Origin of the sequence: Arenibacter amylolyticus (assembly GCF_002150785.1) — a bacterium.
GTDB classification, from domain to species: Bacteria; Bacteroidota; Bacteroidia; order Flavobacteriales; family Flavobacteriaceae; genus Arenibacter; species Arenibacter amylolyticus.
Map to the genome: position 1 here is coordinate 201557 of NZ_MTAZ01000004.1, position 17083 is coordinate 218639.

General features: G+C 42.4%; 13 protein-coding genes. 4 read left to right on the top strand and 9 right to left on the bottom strand.

The features are described from left to right. Positions 1-9 precede the first annotated feature (9 nt). The 5 genes from BV214_RS01620 to BV214_RS01640 all read right to left on the bottom strand — a co-directional run bounded on the left by BV214_RS01620 (position 10) and on the right by BV214_RS01640 (position 5731). Positions 10-1053, bottom strand: a complete 1044-nt coding sequence (locus tag BV214_RS01620) for a VWA domain-containing protein (protein ID WP_086475722.1) — start codon at positions 1051-1053, stop codon at positions 10-12. Positions 1054-1107: 54 nt separating this feature from the next. Then, the gene (locus BV214_RS01625; protein WP_086475723.1) at positions 1108-2106 is read right to left on the bottom strand and encodes a vWA domain-containing protein; all 999 of its coding nucleotides are present in this window, start codon (positions 2104-2106) and stop codon (positions 1108-1110) included. Next, entirely contained in the window at positions 2107-3753 is a 1647-nt protein-coding gene (locus tag BV214_RS01630; protein WP_245806729.1) for a BatD family protein, read from the bottom strand. It lies immediately after the preceding gene. A 17-nt stretch (positions 3754-3770) separates the two neighbouring features. Next, positions 3771-4637 (bottom strand): DUF58 domain-containing protein, encoded by an 867-nt coding sequence (locus tag BV214_RS01635; protein ID WP_086475725.1) that lies wholly within the window; start codon positions 4635-4637, stop codon positions 3771-3773. Positions 4638-4729: 92 nt separating this feature from the next. Further along, positions 4730-5731, bottom strand: a complete 1002-nt coding sequence (locus BV214_RS01640; RefSeq protein ID WP_086475726.1) for an AAA family ATPase — start codon at positions 5729-5731, stop codon at positions 4730-4732. Positions 5732-6105: 374 nt separating this feature from the next. Here BV214_RS01640 and BV214_RS01645 point away from each other — a divergent pair, with 374 nt between their 5' ends. Both BV214_RS01645 and BV214_RS01650 read left to right on the top strand, forming a co-directional pair. After that, positions 6106-6876, top strand: coding sequence for an SDR family NAD(P)-dependent oxidoreductase (locus BV214_RS01645; RefSeq protein ID WP_086476009.1), 771 nt, complete (start codon positions 6106-6108; stop codon positions 6874-6876). Further along, positions 6873-8009 carry an ATP-binding protein gene (locus BV214_RS01650; RefSeq protein WP_086475727.1) on the top strand — a complete coding sequence of 379 codons (1137 nt, stop codon included), beginning with the start codon at positions 6873-6875 and terminating at the stop codon, positions 8007-8009. Before BV214_RS01645 ends, BV214_RS01650 begins: the two co-directional genes overlap by 4 nt. A gap of 13 nt (positions 8010-8022) precedes the next feature. Here the strand turns inward: BV214_RS01650 and BV214_RS01655 are convergent, their stop codons facing one another. Both BV214_RS01655 and BV214_RS01660 read right to left on the bottom strand, forming a co-directional pair. Beyond that, on the bottom strand, positions 8023-8973 hold the full coding sequence (locus BV214_RS01655) for a carbohydrate kinase family protein (protein ID WP_086475728.1): 951 nt from the start codon (positions 8971-8973) through the stop codon (positions 8023-8025). A gap of 115 nt (positions 8974-9088) precedes the next feature. Beyond that, positions 9089-11641, bottom strand: a complete 2553-nt coding sequence (locus BV214_RS01660; protein ID WP_086475729.1) for an adenosylcobalamin-dependent ribonucleoside-diphosphate reductase — start codon at positions 11639-11641, stop codon at positions 9089-9091. Between the two features lie 535 nt (positions 11642-12176). On the opposite strand from BV214_RS01660, the gene BV214_RS01665 reads away from it, so the two are divergent. Together BV214_RS01665 and BV214_RS01670 are read left to right on the top strand one after the other, a co-directional pair. Then, positions 12177-12902, top strand: coding sequence for a metallophosphoesterase (locus tag BV214_RS01665; protein ID WP_086475730.1), 726 nt, complete (start codon positions 12177-12179; stop codon positions 12900-12902). 66 nt (positions 12903-12968) lie between these two features. Next, entirely contained in the window at positions 12969-13979 is a 1011-nt protein-coding gene (locus tag BV214_RS01670; RefSeq protein WP_086475731.1) for an acyl-ACP desaturase, read from the top strand. Positions 13980-14675: 696 nt separating this feature from the next. Here BV214_RS01670 and amaB read toward each other — a convergent pair. Both amaB and BV214_RS01680 read right to left on the bottom strand, forming a co-directional pair. Next, a complete protein-coding gene (gene amaB / locus BV214_RS01675) occupies positions 14676-16229 on the bottom strand; it encodes an L-piperidine-6-carboxylate dehydrogenase (protein WP_086475732.1) in 1554 nt (517 codons plus the stop codon). 98 nt (positions 16230-16327) lie between these two features. Further along, positions 16328-16873: a 3-hydroxyanthranilate 3,4-dioxygenase gene (locus BV214_RS01680; protein WP_086475733.1), complete on the bottom strand. Its 546-nt coding sequence runs from the start codon at positions 16871-16873 to the stop codon at positions 16328-16330. Between the last annotated feature and the right edge of the window lie 210 nt (positions 16874-17083).

A 17083-nucleotide genomic window follows, 5' to 3' on the forward strand; every position in this document is an offset into this window, starting at 1 on the left:
TTCCTTGGTTTATACTTCCTTCTCATTAAATAGGTTCAACTTTTTTAGCCACTTGGTTTTTCTATCCAATACAAAGATGTCTAAAAATAGAAATAAAAGCCCTGCTCCCAAAAACCATTGAAATTGATCTTGGTATTCGGCAAACTGCTTGGCTTCAAATTCTGTCTTATCTATGCGGTCTAATTGATCTTTTATGAAGGTAACAGCTTCCTTGGTGTTTTCTCCGTTGATATATGATCCGTTGCCTTGCTCGGCAATATCCTGCAAAGTCTGTTCATTCATTTTGGTAATGACCACTTCTCCTTCTCGGTCTCTTAAAAAACGTTCTACAACCCCGTTTTTCTTAATGGGGATTGGGCTTCCTTTGGTGCTTCCTACGCCAATTGTAAAAATCCGAATGTTCTCTTTCTCTGCATCGGCTACACTGTTAGAAATATTCCCTTCGGAATGATCCTCCCCATCAGAAATTATAAATAGCACCCTATTGGTCTCTTCCCCATCATCGTAATAGGTAGTGGCCAAATTAACGGCTTGGTCAATGGCGGTCCCTTGGGAAGAAAGCATGTTGGTGTTCATGTTTTGTAGGAACATTTTTGCTGCCCCATAATCCGTGGTAAGGGGTAATTGCGGATATGCCTGTCCTGCATAGGCTATAATCCCGATACGATCACCTGCCAATTGATTGATGATTTCGGACACCAAGCGTTTTGCCTTGTCCAATCTATTGGGAGCAATGTCCTCGGCTAGCATACTTTTAGAAACATCTACTGCAAAGACTATATCTAGGCCCTCCCTTTTTACGGTTTCCAATTTGGTGCCCATTTTGGGGTTCACCAGTGCTAGCGTTAAAAAAGCAATTCCAAGTAGGAGGAGAATCAGTTTTAATGTGGCCTTAAAATTGGATTTGTCCGGCGTTAATCGTCTTAGAAGGGAAAGGTCTGCAAATTTTCTTTGCGTCCTTCTTTTCCAAATTTGCAACAATACAAATAGTACGATCATCACCGGGATGATGAACAACAGGTATAAATATGTTTTTTCGTCTAATTGAATCATTTTTCTTTCTTCATTTCTAAGGATTAAGGTAGAGGGGGTTGCTTAGGCCAATGGCTAAATAAAACTCCTGAACAAGGTAATCCTTGTCAGCCACTCCAATAAAAGCAACGCTCCTGCCAAATATACCCAAGGTCTAAATTTCTCCTCGTATTTATAGTAGGTAAACTCCTCTATATCCGTTTTTTCCAACTTGTTTATTTCATCGTAAATGGCCTCCAACTTCTTATTGTCCGTCGCCCTAAAGTATTTCCCCCCGGTAGTCTCGGCAATGGATTGTAAAAGGGCCTCGTCTATTTCCACGGCTTCCATGGCATATCTAAAAGTGCCATCGGCATTGTAGGCCACGGGGGATAGGGCATTGCCGTTGGTCCCTATGGCTATGGTATAGGTTTTTATTCCAAATTCTACTGCAAGGTCGGCCGCCGTTTGTGGTTCAATAAAACCAGTATTATTTACTCCGTCGGTAAGTAGTATAATTACCTTGCTTAAGGCCTTGCTGTCTTTAAGTCTGTTTACTGCGGTTGCTAGGCCTAGGCCAATAGCGGTACCGTCATCTACTTGCCCGTAGGTGATTTCCTTTAATGCCTTTTGTACAATGGCCTTGTCACTTGTGATAGGGGTCTTGGTATAGCTTTCCCCAGCATATACCACCAATCCAATTCGGTCATTGGGCCGTTTGTCAATAAATTCTGCCGCTACCTTTTTTAGGGCTACCAACCTGTTGGGTTTTAGATCTTGTGCCAACATACTGGACGATACGTCTATAGACATTACTATGTCTATCCCTTGGGTGGTCTTGGTCCTAGTAGAGATATCCTCGGTCTGTGGTCTGGCCATGGCCACGATAATCGCGGCTAGGGCCAATAAGCGCATTGCAAACAAGAGGGGCTTTAATTTTGGCAGCAGGCTCGATTTAGGGAAACCCTCTATGCTCGATATTTTAAGGGAGGCGGTTTGCTCCTTTCGTTTTAGAAAATACCATAGCACCGCCACTGGCAGCAAAAGTAAGAGCCAGAAAAACTGTGGGTTTGCAAAGTAGATATTCTCAAACATTTATAAGGTTGTTTTTACTTCAACTGAATTTAAAATCCTCTCTACAATTTGTTCGGCATAAGGGTCGTCTGCCTGCCAGCTAAGGATCAGGTTTTGTTGAAAACCCTTGCCGCCAAAAAATAGCACGGCATACTTTCCGTTTACCAATTGCTCCGAATCCGGAACCGCAAACTTTCCGCTTCCATAAAGTTTTACTCCTCTTACGCCCGTACGAGTGGTAAACTCCTCTTGTTTGGTAATAATGTTTCTAGCTCCCTGTGCTTCAAAATTCTGCAATATCTGTTCCGAAGATTTTTCATAATCAGGTTCTTCAGACTGAGCAAGAAGGATAGAAGTGGTGGCTACGGTAAACAAGGCCGAAGGGTTTCTATAGGCAAAGGCTTGCATTTCCTTGATGGTAGCCTGCGATTCTGCCGGTAACTTTACCGCCTGGCGCAATAGCACCTTAGGGGTTTCTACGCTCACTGGAGGGAAACCGTAATCGCTCTGTACCCAATCCCCTTCCAGTAATTCTTTGGTGGGATGGCCCAATACAGTATCTTTAACATAGTCGAATCCGTAATAGCCTACGGCGGCAACCCCAGTAAATACCAATAATAAAACGGCGGCCAGGGAGGTGTAAACCAGTTTTTTTCGTTGGCTCTTTTGCCTAATTTCTTCCTGGTATTCTTCCTGCTGCATTAGCTCTTCGGGAGTAGGCTCTGGAATGGCTTCCTTTGTTTTGATAACAATCAATTCTACCGATTTTCTATCGGCTTCGGCTACGGATGTGTCGGGTTTGGACTTGGCAAATTTTACCAGGTCCGAAGTTTGCAACACTTTTTTGAATTGTTGGATGGTTTCTTGCTCCAGTTTCAATTTCCCCGCATCCTTCATCATTTCCAGCTTGTCTATCAACTGGTCCGTGGTGCTTTCCATGGCGGCTACATGAACGTCTTCCTCCAAATAGGAGCGTACAATGTTCGTTAGTTCGGAGTAGTATGTTTTATAGTCGTCCTGAATCAGATATTTGGAGTTTTCCAATTGTTTTAAACCCAGGATAGCCCTATCAAAAGGAGGTAGTAATGCTACTTTCTCCTCTTCACTGAGGGGTTTTTTTCTAAAAACAAACCAGTAAAGAAGTCCGCCTAAAACAAGGAGAATGCCCAAAATCCAAAGAATTAAGCCCCACGGAATAGAGCGACTCTTTTCTACCGCGATCAGGGGTTTTATGTCGTACATCTTTTGTACCGTGGTGTCCACGGCCACGTTGGCTACATTTATTACGAGCGAATCCGTGAAAAAGTGCTTCCCATTAATTTCAATCATCTGTGCGGGTAGGGTGTAGGTGCCAGAATCAAATTGGGTAAGGGCATAAGTTTTTTGAAGGGTTAGTCGATCTGTTTTTCGTATAGTATCGGTCATTATTGCTTCCACGGTCTCTAAAGGCGAAAAGGTTTGGCCCTCTGGAAAAACCACATGGGATAAGGTGTCGGTTTCTACGGTTACCTTCCAATGTAGCTGTTCCCCAATTTTAATGGCCGTCGTATCTACCGAAGAGGTAATAGTGGGGGCTGATTGGGAAAAACCGGGTGTTGCTACCAAAAACAGGCATACGGCCAAGGCGCGCAATAAATGCGAAGCATATTTATCTCTAATTAAAAACACAGAATCCTTCATTTGTATTAACCTCGTCGCTTAAAATAGCCTAACAATTTTTTCACATAACTTTCATCTACCCTACAGCTTAATACTCCGCAACCCGCTTTGGTAAAGGAGTCTTTAAAATATGCCACCTTATCGTGGTAGTATTTCCCATAGGCGCTCCTTACTTGTTTAGATTGGGTGTTTACCAATTGTAGGGTCCCTGTCTCTGCATCCTGCATTTGTACCACTCCCAAATTGGGAATTTGTTCTTCCCTTTCGTCAAAAATCCGAATACCGGTCAGGTCGTGCTTTTTGCCCGTAATCCGTAAGGTCTGGAGGTAATCATCCGCAATAAAATCGGAGAGTACAAAAACAATGGCCTTTTTCTTCATCACGTTCGTGAGGAATTTTAAAGCTTTGCCCACATCGGTTTTTGTACTTTTTGGAGAAAACTCCAGCAATTCCCGGATTATTCGCAGGGCATGACTTCTTCCCTTTTTAGGGGGAATGTACAGCTCCACTTCATCGGTAAATAAAATTAAACCTACCTTATCGTTGTTCTGAAGGGCGGAAAAGGCCAAGGTGGCCGAAATTTCCGTGATGACTTCTTTCTTAAATTGATTGTTGGTACCAAAGAGTTGGGAGCCACTCACATCTACCATAAGCATCATGGTTAGCTCTCGCTCTTCCTCAAAAACTTTTACATAGGGTTCGTTGTAGCGTGCAGTTACATTCCAATCTATAGACCGTACGTCGTCCCCAAATTGGTATTGGCGAACCTCGCTAAACGTCATCCCCCTGCCTTTAAAGGTAGAGTGGTACTCCCCACCAAAAATATGGTCGGAAAGACGCCTGGTCTTTATCTCAATCTTACGTACTTTTTTTAGTAATTCCTTGGTATCCATTTTACAGTTTGCAGTTTACATTGATAAGTATTCAGCCATAGCCGAGGCTGTTGTGCTGGGCTGTTGCTTATGGACTGATAACTGTAGACTGATTAAGGTACTTCGATCTCGTTAATGATCTTGTTTATGATTTCCTCCGAAGTGGTGTTTTCTGCCTCTGCCTCATAGGTAATGCCTACTCTGTGACGAAGAACATCTAAGGCAACCGCCCGTACATCTTCGGGGACCACATACCCTCTTCTTTTTATAAAAGCATAACATTTGGCTGCAGTAGCCAAATTAATACTACCCCTTGGAGAGGCACCAAAGCTTATTAAAGGCTTAAGGCTTTCCAAGTTATATTTCTCTGGGTATCTAGTGGCAAAAACGATGTCTAGGATATATTTTTCAATTTTCTCATCCATATAGACTTCCCTGACCGCCTTTTGCGCCCGCAATATCTGATCTACCGTTGCTACTCGCTGTACTTGATCAAAAGAGCCGTTGAGGTTTTGACGGATTATCAACTGTTCCTCGTTAAGCTTAGGGTAGTCTATCACCGTCTTTAGCATAAAACGGTCTACCTGGGCTTCCGGTAAGGGGTAGGTCCCTTCCTGCTCTATAGGGTTCTGGGTGGCCATTACCAAGAAAGGCTTGTCCAAAATAAAGGTCTCATCCCCAATAGTTACCTGCTTTTCCTGCATGGCTTCCAAGAGGGCCGATTGTACCTTTGCGGGGGCTCGGTTTATCTCATCCGCCAAAACGAAATTGGCGAAAATGGGACCTTTCTTTATGGAAAAGTCGTTTTCTTTCATGTTATAGATCATGGTCCCTACCACATCGGCCGGTAAGAGGTCTGGGGTAAATTGAATTCTACTAAAGCTGCCGTGCACCGCCTTGGCCAAGGTGTTAATCGCCAAGGTTTTTGCTAAGCCCGGAACCCCTTCCAAAAGGATGTGACCCTGACCCAAAAGACCTATGAGTAATCGTTCTACCATGTGCTTTTGCCCAACGATCACCTTGTTCATTTCTAAAATAAGTAGGTCGATAAAAGCACTCTCCTGTGCAATTTTCTCGTTTACAGCGCTGATATCCACCGAAGTATTTTGTTCCATATAGCCCTTTGTTTGTTTTTTGAGTTAGTTTGTAAGATCCAAAAGAGGATGCAAAATGAAAATTTATTTAGTTATCGGCTGTTAATGTATGGTTAAATATTGTTGAATGACCTATAATTTATGAAGTATTTAAGGGATTTATTCATATTTTCACAAACATATGTAAAATAAATCGACCAATCCAAAAAACGAATATTGCATTGAAATTTATAGCCTGCTTTATCCGCGGATAGTACCTTCAATAATCAGGGCGGATCTAAGCCTTCCAACAGTCGTTTTTTCTGGAATTATTTTACTCCCTTTCTAAGTTGTTGGGAGTAATTCCTAGACGCTATTACGGAAATAGTTTTATGCAAAATTTAAAATACAAAACCATGCACTCATCAAATAAAAAACCAGTAGCATTTATAACAGGGGCCACCAGTGGTATAGGGCTGGAAACGGCCAAGCTGTTTGCTTTAAATAAAATAGATCTTATCCTCTGTGGAAGAAGACAGGATGCTTTGGATGCCTTAACAAAGGAGCTATCGCGCTATGCCAAGGTGCATACCCTAACTTTTGACGTCCGTGATAAAAAGGCTGTTTTTAAGGCGATTAACTCCCTTCCTGTTGATTTTTCAGATGTGGATATCCTTGTGAATAATGCGGGCAATGCACACGGTTTGGATGGGTTTGATACGGCTAGTATAGATGATTGGGATGCCATGCTAGATATTAACGTTAAAGGGCTGCTGTATGTTTCCAAAGCAATAATTCCCAAAATGGTGAAAAAAAGGTCGGGACATATCATCAATATTGGTTCCATTGCCGCTAAGGAAGTGTATCCTAAGGGGAATGTTTATTGCGCCAGTAAGTACGCAGTAGATGCCATAAACCAGGGTATGAGGATAGATCTCAACGAGTATAATATTCGGGTAGGGGCCATTCATCCGGGGAAGGTAGAAACGGGATTCAGTAACGTCCGTTTTAAGGGCGATGTGGAAAAAGCCGCCAAGACCTATGAAGGCTATGAGCCCTTGCAGGCTAAGGATATTGCAGATATTATCCATTTTGTAGTTACCAGGCCCTATCATGTGAATATCGCCGATTTAATGGTGTTGCCAACCGCGCAGGCTTCTGCTACTATTGTGAATAAAGAACCATGATTAATAAGCGACTACTTGTAAAAAATCTGTTGGCCCATAACGATGAAAATAGTTTTTACGATAAAAAACAATCTATAAATATTGGGCAGAAGGAGGGAAAGGCAAAATTCTTAAAACATGTTTGTGCCTTGGCAAATAGCAATCCCAATAACAACTCTTTTATTGTCATTGGCGTAGGGGATGAGAAAAATGACATTATGGGGGTCGATTTTTTCGATGATAGCAAAATCCAGAATCTTGTAAATGCCTATTTGGAGAATCCGCCTCGGATCGCTTATGAGAATATTCCTTTCCCGCATCTTCCTTCGGGGAAGGTAGTAGGGCTGGTGACCATTAGGTCTAACGGAAAGGTCTGTTCGCTACGAAAGAATATATGGAAGTATTACGGGGGAACCGTTTTTTTTAGGGAGGGCAGTATTAGCTTGCCTAAGGCTTATGGGGTGGAGTTGGTGGATTTAAATTCCCAAGCCGTAGCCACTATTGAGCAACACGCCAAAAACAATATTGAGCTTACCCTAGACGGGGTGGTCAACTTCCTGATGGAGAGGCACAAAGACCTTAGTAGTTCCTATAAGGTTTTTAAAGAACAATTTGTGGTCTGCTGGGCAGGAAATGAGAAAAAAGTGAATGGAGAGATCTACTACTCGCGGGTAGATATAGAACTGATTACCGAACAAGTAAAACTCTTCTATTCGGAATTTGATGAGATTACCATTGCCTATGACGAGGATTCCTTTACTACTATAGAATATGTGCAATTGGGACTGAGCGATCAACAAAAGTATTACCCCCTAGAAAAAGTAGTGCTCACCTTTTTTGAAAATGGCACCTATACCATTCTAAGTGATTTAATTTTTGAGCCTCCCCGTTACGATAAAAAAACACTATATCATATCTACAATGCCAATTTGGCCCTTTTAAAAAAGATAGAGGCAAATAGGAAGTTAACCCCTAATGAAAAACGGGATCTCTCCTTATTGTCCGATACCATGTTGATCTGTTATGTAAATGGGTTTGAAGAGGCAAAAGAGGTCATGGAAGAGGCCAAGCCTATGATTAAGAAGTACGACCTTCCTACGTATCAATCCATAAAAGAATCGCTCCGCATCATTAGAAAGGTGAATTATAGTTAATAAAGTATAGGGGTTAAAGCCGGTCTAGTTGATTTTGGGTTGGTAGGGATTCTATGGCTCCGTAGTTGGTAGTGGTAATGGCCCCAGCCTTATTTGCGATTAAAACCATTTCTTCTAAGGTGCTAAATGGCAATGCTCTGTGGTTTGAGGTGTTTTCTAGCTTGGAGATTTGATACAATAGGCATCCTATAAAAGCATCGCCTGCTCCTGTAGTGTCTACAGGGTTTACGGAAATACTCGGAATTGTCTTTTGGGTAGTGGCCGTGCTAAGGTAGGTGCCTTCCTTGCCTAGGGTGATGGTAATGGTTTCTGCTCCTAAGCGATGCAAAAAGGCACAGGCTTCTTGTAGGTCTTGTTTTCCGGAAATTAACTGGGCTTCTTCCAGGCTGAATTTTGCCAGGTGGGCTTTCTCAATAAAGGGGAGGCATTTCTCCACAAAAGTAGCTTCCTTGCCTTTCCATAAATCGGTTCTAAAGTTGGGGTCAAAGCTTATAAACGCATCTACCAGTACCGCATCTTGTAAATAGCGGGTATAGGTGTCTTCCAATTCACCGCCCAAAAACGCAGTGGCGGCCCCAAAGTGGATAATTTGGTTTTTAAAGTGGTTTATTAAGCTGGGATCATGCCGCAACTTCTGGTCGGCACCTCTGCTAAAAACAAAATCGCGTTCCCCATCTTCTGCTAAGGAAACAAAAGCCAAGGTGGTAAAGGTGGTAGCTAGTTGTGTTAGGGAGGTGTTTACCTTGCCTTGCTCCAAGGTGTGTAAAAGAAAGGTGCCAAAGGGGTCCTTTCCAACGCATCCCACAAAATAACCGCTCCCATTTAATTTGGCTATGGCGGCCGCAACATTGGCGGGTGCGCCCCCAGCCTTTTTGGAGAAGTCGGTAGCCTTGCTAAGATCGTTACCTTGTTGAGTAGCAACAAAATCGATCAATAATTCCCCGATGCAGTATACGTTTTTCATCCACTTGGTTTTAGAGGGTTGGGTGTTTTACAATGGATGTTAAGGTAATAAAAATATTGCCATCAACTACCCCTACTGCTTAAGTGGGGGATGGTTGATGGCAATTAGTTGTGGGTTATCCACATTTAGAAGATCCGCAATTCTTACAGGTAAGGCATCCCTCCTGATAAATTAGATTGTTGGATTTACAGCTATCACATTTTTGGCCCTTAACCTCAGTGCCATCCGCTACATAGCGTTTTAAGGCTCTGGCCACCCCATTTTTCCAGGTGTTTATAGACTCGCTGTCTAGTTGTAGGCTATTGATAAGGTCTACTACCTTTTCAATGGGCATTCCGTGGCGAAGGGTGCTCGAAATTAGTTTGGCATAGTTCCAGTACTCTGGATCAAACTTATGGCTAAGCCCTTCAATAGTGGTTTTGTAGCCTCTTTTGTTTTTGTATTGAAAGTCGTATCTGGAAGATCCATCTTCATTTCTGTTCTTTAAGATCAGTCCGCTATTAACCCAACGTGGGATCAGGATACCATCTTCGTCGTCAGACATTCCAGTAAAGATCTCATAAGGTTTTCCATCGATCAGGCCAATAAAGGCGATCCATTTTTCCTTGTTATTTTGAAGTCTTACTACGTCTGCTTCCAATACTTGAGGACGTTTAATTGGGAAGGGAGTAAGTGCTTCTTCGCTCTCTTCTTTTTTGGCATCATTGCTAATTAGTACCCCAGATCTAGATCCGTCTCGATATACAGTAACACCTTTGCATCCTGCCTTCCATGCTTCTAGGTATAATTTACCTACCAATTCCTCGGTAGCGTCATTAGGGAGGTTAATAGTAACGCTAATGGAGTGGTCTACCCATTTTTGTACGGCCCCCTGTAAGCGTACCTTGCTTAGCCAATCTACATCGTTGGAGGTGGCTTGGTAGTAAGGAGATTTTTTAACGATGGTATTTAGCTCTTCTTGGCTGTAGTTTTTATCGGTATCTATGCCATTAACGGACATCCACTGCTTAAAGCGGTGGTGAAATACCGTGTACTCTTCCCAAGAATCTCCTACCTCGTCTACAAAGTCTACACGAACGTCCTTGTCGTTAGGGTTTACCTTACGTCTACGTTTGTAAACAGGTAGAAAGACAGGTTCTATCCCAGAAGTGGTCTGGGTCATAAGGCTGGTAGTTCCGGTAGGTGCGATGGTTAAAAGGGCAATGTTCCTGCGTCCATACTCTAGCATCTCATAATACAGCTTTTCATCTGCCTCCTTGATGCGTAGAATAAACGGATTGTTCTTTTCGCGCTCTGCATCAAATATGCCAAAGGCTCCTCTTTCCTTGGCGGTGTAAACGGAGGCTCTGTACGCTTCTAAAGCGATGGTTTTATGAACTTCAACAGAGAATTCGTTGGCTTCTTCACTACCGTAGCGCATACCTAGCGCCGCTAACATATCGCCTTCCGCGGTGATACCGATACCTGTTCTTCTTCCTTCCTTGGCCTTTTCCTTGATTTTTTCCCATAGCCTAAGCTCTACCGCTTTAATCTCGTCTAGTTCGGGATCCGATTGTATCTTTGCTAAGATCACATCGATTTTCTCCAATTCTAGATCAATAATATCATCCATAATGCGCTGGGCGGCAGCGATATGTTGTTTAAACAGTTCAAAATTAAAGCTTGCTTCCTCGGTAAAAGGCTGATCTACATAAGAGAATAGATTAATCGCCAAAAGTCGGCACGAGTCATAGGGACATAATGGAATTTCTCCACATGGATTGGTAGAAACGGTTTCATACCCAAGATCTGCATAGCAATCTGGAACAGATTCCTTGGTAATTGTGTCCCAGAACAGGATGCCCGGCTCTGCTGACTGCCAAGCATTGTGGACAATCTTGCCCCACAGCTTTTTGGCGTCTATGGATTTGGTTACTTTAGGGTCTGCACTGTGGATAGGGAATTTTTGGATGTAAGGCTGGTCTGTTTCCACAGATTTCATAAAAGCATCGTCCATTCTAACAGAAACATTGGCTCCCGTTACCTTCCCTTGCTCCATTTTGGCGTCTATAAAGTCTTCCGTATCCGGATGGTTAATGGAGACTGAAAGCATCAAGGCTCCTCTTCTCCCATCTTGGGCCACTTCTCTAGTGGTGTTAGAGTAACGCTCCATAAATGGTACCAGTCCAGTGGAGGTAAGGGCAGAGTTTTTTACCGCAGATCCTTTGGGACGTATATGGGAAAGGTCGTGGCCTACCCCACCACGTCTCTTCATAAGCTGTACTTGCTCTTGGTCTATTTTTAAAATACCTCCATAAGAATCGGACACACCTTCATTGCCAATCACAAAGCAATTAGAAAGTGAGGCAATTTGATAGGGGTTTCCAATACCTGCCATAGGGCTTCCTTGGGGTACTATATATTTGAAATCCTTGATGAGGTCAAATACCTGTTCCTCACTTAACGGATTGGGGTATTTTTTTTCAACCCTTGCTATTTCCCGTGCAATGCGACGGTGCATATCATTTGGGGTCTGTTCGTAAATGTTACCGTCAGAATCTTTTAGGGCGTATTTATTTACCCAAACCCTAGCGGCTAAATCGTCTCCTTTGAAGTATTCAAGGGAGGCGTTGAACGCTTCTTCCTGGGTATAGGTCTTTTTGGTGTCTGGAGCTAATTTTGTCGACATGGAATGATATTAAAATGTTAATGGAGTTGTTCCTTAGAAAGTGTAAAAGTATTAAATTTTTTGGCATAAACAACTATGTGTCATTTCATAAAGTTTACAAGAAAAAACACGTAAAAAGCTGATAATGAGTAAGTTGATATTTTATTAACATTCAGAAGTTAACAAATAAAATTAATTGTAATTGTTTTGTCTTTCGATTAATTACTTGTATATTAAAGGGGTTTTCTACCGTGTTTTTGGGGTTAAATGCTAGTGATTTAATGGATTACGACTCATTTAATACCCTCTTTTTTACATCGTATTTAAGCTTTTATACCCGCTTTCCAATTTTGCTATGGGATGGTAATTCCCATTTAAATTTTACCTGAAAATAAGTTCGTGCCGTTTTAAAGGTGTCAGAAATAAGAACTACCTAGGTGTTTTAAAGGGGTGCTATGGGGTAAATAGAGCGTCTCTTTTCCTAGAGCGGCCGTATTGCCTTTTTTTTAGCGGCTTTTCTCCTTGTTATAATGGTGCTAATTGCGATTTTTGCAATATGAGAACATTGGTAATAGGAGATGTACATGCCGGATTAAAGGCTTTAAAACAGTTGCTAGAGAGGGCAAGGGTCACTTTGGACGATCATCTAATCTTTTTAGGGGACTATGTGGATGGATGGAGTGAGGCAGTGGACACCATAAATTTTTTACAGGACTTAGAAACCAGGCAAAGGTGTACCTTTATAAGGGGTAATCACGATGCGCTTTGTAATCATTGGTTAAAAACCGGCGAACACAATGAGCTTTGGGTGCAGCACGGAGGAAGTGCTACCCTAGCTTCTTATAAGGGAGTATCCGAAAAGGTGAAACAAGCTCATATTCAATTCTATGATAATTTGCGAAATTATTATATTGATGATGGAAATCGCTTGTTTATTCATGCAGGTTTTACTAATTTAAAAGGGGTGGAGCAAGAATATGACTCCAAAAACTTTTATTGGGATAGAACGCTTTGGGAAATGGCCTTGTCCATGGATCCTTCGCTTGCTCCTAATGATAAATTGTATCCCAAGAGATTGACCCATTATAAGGAAATATTTATAGGTCATACCCCGGTTACCAGAATTGGAATGACCACTCCTAAAAAAGCGGCCAATATTTGGAATGTAGATACAGGTGCGGCCTTTAAGGGACCGCTTACAGTGATGGATATCGCTTCCAAGGAATTTTGGCAGAGCGATCCGGTGCATTTATGGTATCCAAATGAAAACGGTAGAAACTAAAATTTACTGTAAAATGGGGTGCCTTTTTAAAGAGATTATTAGGATATTTACATAAAAATAGGAACGATGTCTACTATTGATAAGAAAAAAAATATAAGGTTGGAAGTAATGAAGGCCATTGAGAGTAAGGTCGAAGGTTTTATTGACTCCTATCTTATCCCGATCGAAGAAATTTGGCAGCCTACAGACTTTCTTCCCGATTCACAGAGCGAGGGCTTCATGGATCATGTGGCTCAGATTAGGGAGGAAGCAAAAGAGCTTGGATATGACCTATGGGTTACGCTGGTTGCAGATACTATTACCGAGGAAGCGCTACCCACTTACGAATCCTGGTTAATGGACGTGGAGGGTATAGATCAGCATGGGGAGAATAAAAACGGCTGGTCTAAATGGGTACGCCATTGGACGGCCGAAGAGAATAGGCATGGTGATGTGTTGAATAAATATCTTTATCTGTCAGGAAGGGTGAATATGAGGGAAATGGAAATTACTACCCAGCATTTGCTTGCAGATGGGTTTGATATAGGTACCGATAGGGATCCCTATAAAAACTTTGTGTATACCTCCTTCCAAGAATTGGCTACCAACATCTCCCATAAGCGGGTGGGGCAAATGTGTAGAAAAGGTGGTAATACCCTGCTAGGGAAGATGTGTAATATCATTGCTGGTGATGAAATGCGCCACCACTTGGCTTATAGGGAGTTTGTAAAGGTCATTTTTGAGCAGGATCCCAGCCAGATGATGATGGCTTTTGCCGATATGATGAAAAAGAAAATTGTTATGCCGGCCCACTTCTTAAGGGAGTCTGGAGGAACCATTGGTGAGGCGTTTGAAAACTTCTCTAACTGTGCACAGCGGTTGGGGGTGTATACCGCCCATGATTATATAGATATCTTGAGGAAATTGAATGCCTATTGGGATCTTGGTAATATTAGGGCGTTGGATGATGATGCTGAAAGGGCCAGGGATTACTTAATGAAACTCCCAGAACGTTTGGAGCGCATTGCCAGTAGAATGAAATTTCCTGAAGACCAATATACCTTTAAGTGGGTAGAGGCCAACGGAAGAATGCGATAGGTCTTTAATCCTTGTCTTCCTCCTGAGGGTGGACTCGTGAAAATAGCAAGCCGATTCGGGTTTCGGTTTTACACAAACTGAAACTCGAATCGCTTTTTTTTTTTTTTTGAGGAAAAAGACAAATGCTTCCGCTTTCATTTCTAATTAATTTAGGTGGGCCATATAAAACCATCCTCTATTATCTAACTATAAAATGGAGTAGGATTATAGGGGTGTTCTCTTGCTTTAGATGGAAATTATAGACGCTCCATGGATTGAATCACAAGAGATTAGTAAACTTTTATCGGGAAATTTACCAACTACACACGTTTTAAGACCATCCATATAAATTTTGGTGCAGACTTCAATAAAAAACACAATATTGGGGCATCATTTGAAACCTGTAAGACCTATTTTTCACGAACTCAGTTCGATGTAAAATGGGGTTTTGTAGATTTAAGTTAGTTTGAGTTAGTTTGGTTAAACCCGCAGCTATTGCGAATTTGCCTATTCGGGGGGAGGGGAAATTTATAGTGGCTTCGGGTTTTAGCATGTTATATACCGAGCAGTGATGAATTTGCGAGGATGGTGTAGAGGACTAGTGGGTCTATAGGGATTCGTCTCATTGGGTTATCCCTAAAACGAGTAACATAAATTAAAAAAGCCGTTCTTTCCATAAGAGAAGAACGGCTTTTGAACTTTGATAGGGTCTTGGGCTTATAAGTCAAATTTAATTCCCTGCGCCAAGGGAAGTTCGGTGGTGTAATTAATGGTATTGGTTTGTCTTCTCATATAGATTTTCCAGGCGTCGGAACCAGACTCACGTCCGCCTCCAGTTTCCTTTTCGCCACCAAATGCCCCTCCAATTTCGGCACCTGATGTACCGATATTCACATTGGCAATACCACAGTCGCTCCCATAAGTAGATAAAAAGCGCTCTGCCTCTCTAAGGTTATTGGTCATTATGGCCGAGGATAATCCTTGTACCACTCCGTTTTGAATGGCAATGGCATTCTCTACATCCCCAGAATATTTTAGGAGATAAAGAACTGGGCCAAAGGTTTCGTGCTGAACAATATCGTAACTGTTATCCGCCTCGGCAATGGCAGGTTTAACATAGCATCCGCTCTCATAACCTTCACCTTCCAAAACTCCGCCTTCCACAACTATTTTTCCACCTTCTTCCACTACCTTTTTCAGGGCTTCTTGGTAGTTTTTCACAGCGTCCGCATCAATCAAAGGACCTACATGATTGTTTTCGTCTAAGGGGTTCCCTATCCTTAGCTGATGGTATGCGGCCACTATGGCGTCTTTTACCTGATTGTAAATGGACTCGTGGATGATGAGTCTTCTGGTGGAAGTACAGCGTTGTCCTGCGGTACCTACCGCGCCAAAGACAGCCCCAATCACGGTCATTTTAATATCGGCATCAGGGGTTACTATAATAGCATTGTTTCCGCCTAGCTCTAAAAGGGATTTCCCTAACCTTGCCGCTACTGCCTGGGCAACAATTTTCCCCATCCGTATAGAGCCTGTGGCTGCCACCAATGGGATGCGGCCATCGTGGGATAAAAATTCCCCTACCTTGTAATCTCCATTGATTAAGCAGGAAATACCCTCTGGCAAATTATTTTCCTTAAAAACCGCTGCAGCAATATTTTGGCAAGCAATTCCGCAAAGCGGTGTTTTTTCACTTGGTTTCCAAATACAAACATCCCCGCATACCCATGCTAATGCCGTATTCCATGCCCAAACGGCGACCGGAAAATTAAAGGCCGAAATAATTCCTACCGGACCCAGTGGGTGGTATTGTTCGTACATTCTATGTCCTGGTCGCTCAGAATGCATAGTGAATCCGTGTAGCTGTCTAGATAAACCTACCGCAAAATCACAGATGTCTATCATTTCTTGTACTTCTCCCAATCCCTCCTGGTAACTTTTTCCCATCTCGTAGGAAACCAATTTCCCAAGGGGCTCCTTTAATTCCCGAAGCTTATTCCCAAACTGCCTAACGATCTCGCCTCGCTCTGGAGCTGGTTTTGTTCGCCATTCCTTAAAAGCGGTGGTAGCCGTTTCCATCACCTGTTCGTAATCTGCTTTGGTGGTGGTTTTAACTTTTGCTATTAAAGCACCATCTACGGGAGAGTGGGATTCTATAGTTGGTCCCGATGAAAAATTGTTAGAACCCGTAGAAGTTCCTTCATTAATATCTTTGATCCCCAAGGCAATGAGGGCATCTTTTATTCCAAATTCTTGCGCTATTTTTGACATTTATAACTTTTTAAGCGTTAATTGTGATATTTATCAAATCTACAAATTTATAAGAGCATTTTTGCAATGCGAAACAATTTTGTTGGGTCAGAGTTCGCTTAATGCTCCCCGTCCGTTACAAATCGCGGGTCTACCGGCATTACCGTTCCGCAGTTATTACAGGTGCGTAGCTCCTTGGAGCCGTAAAAAATATTGAAATGAGCTAGAAAATCCTTTTCTATATCATTTAAGGTGAAATACACTTCGTATAGTTTGTGGTTGCAATTATCGCAAAACCAAAGTAGTCCATCCTCTACGTTCATATCTGCCCGTTTGCGTTCTATTACCAGCCCTATGGAACCCTCATGTCTAACCGGGCTATGGGGAACCTTGGCGGGGTGAAGGTACATGTCGCCGGGACCCAAATGCATGGTTTTCTTTTCTCCGTCTTCCTGAACATACACCTCTATATGCCCTTCTAGTTGATAAAAGAGTTCCTCGGTTTCATTGTAATGATAATCTTTTCTAGCGTTGGGGCCGGCCACTATCATCACAATATAATCTCCAGATTCCGTATATAGGTTTTTGTTCCCCACTGGGGGTTTTAGGACGTCACGATTTTCGGAGATCCATTTACCTAAATTAAAAGGTTTCGATATAGCCATGTGCTTTAATATTTGTTGCGAATCATTGTGTGCGGGTGTGGGGAATGGTTAATCCTTCAATGAAAGCTATCCTATTACCCATTTCAGTCTCAAAAATAAGAAAAGTAAGGCCATTCTAGGGATGCAATCGGGAATTTTAGGCCTTGGCAGTAATAAATGGGCTCTGTTAATCCTTCCTAGCAAGGGTGTGGGTTCTTATGGATTGGCATT

Excerpts from the sequence above, each read along its gene's own strand:
- BV214_RS01620 (WP_086475722.1), bottom strand. The coding sequence starts at position 1,053 with ATGATTCAATTAGACGAAAAAACATATTTATACCTGTTGTTCATCATC.
- BV214_RS01625 (WP_086475723.1), bottom strand. The coding sequence starts at position 2,106 with ATGTTTGAGAATATCTACTTTGCAAACCCACAGTTTTTCTGGCTCTTA.
- BV214_RS01635 (WP_086475725.1), bottom strand. The coding sequence starts at position 4,637 with ATGGATACCAAGGAATTACTAAAAAAAGTACGTAAGATTGAGATAAAG.
- BV214_RS01640 (WP_086475726.1), bottom strand. The coding sequence starts at position 5,731 with ATGGAACAAAATACTTCGGTGGATATCAGCGCTGTAAACGAGAAAATT.
- BV214_RS01645 (WP_086476009.1), top strand. The coding sequence starts at position 6,106 with ATGCACTCATCAAATAAAAAACCAGTAGCATTTATAACAGGGGCCACC.
- BV214_RS01650 (WP_086475727.1), top strand. The coding sequence starts at position 6,873 with ATGATTAATAAGCGACTACTTGTAAAAAATCTGTTGGCCCATAACGAT.
- BV214_RS01655 (WP_086475728.1), bottom strand. The coding sequence starts at position 8,973 with ATGAAAAACGTATACTGCATCGGGGAATTATTGATCGATTTTGTTGCT.
- BV214_RS01660 (WP_086475729.1), bottom strand. The coding sequence starts at position 11,641 with ATGTCGACAAAATTAGCTCCAGACACCAAAAAGACCTATACCCAGGAA.
- BV214_RS01665 (WP_086475730.1), top strand. The coding sequence starts at position 12,177 with ATGAGAACATTGGTAATAGGAGATGTACATGCCGGATTAAAGGCTTTA.
- BV214_RS01670 (WP_086475731.1), top strand. The coding sequence starts at position 12,969 with ATGTCTACTATTGATAAGAAAAAAAATATAAGGTTGGAAGTAATGAAG.
- amaB (WP_086475732.1), bottom strand. The coding sequence starts at position 16,229 with ATGTCAAAAATAGCGCAAGAATTTGGAATAAAAGATGCCCTCATTGCC.
- BV214_RS01680 (WP_086475733.1), bottom strand. The coding sequence starts at position 16,873 with ATGGCTATATCGAAACCTTTTAATTTAGGTAAATGGATCTCCGAAAAT.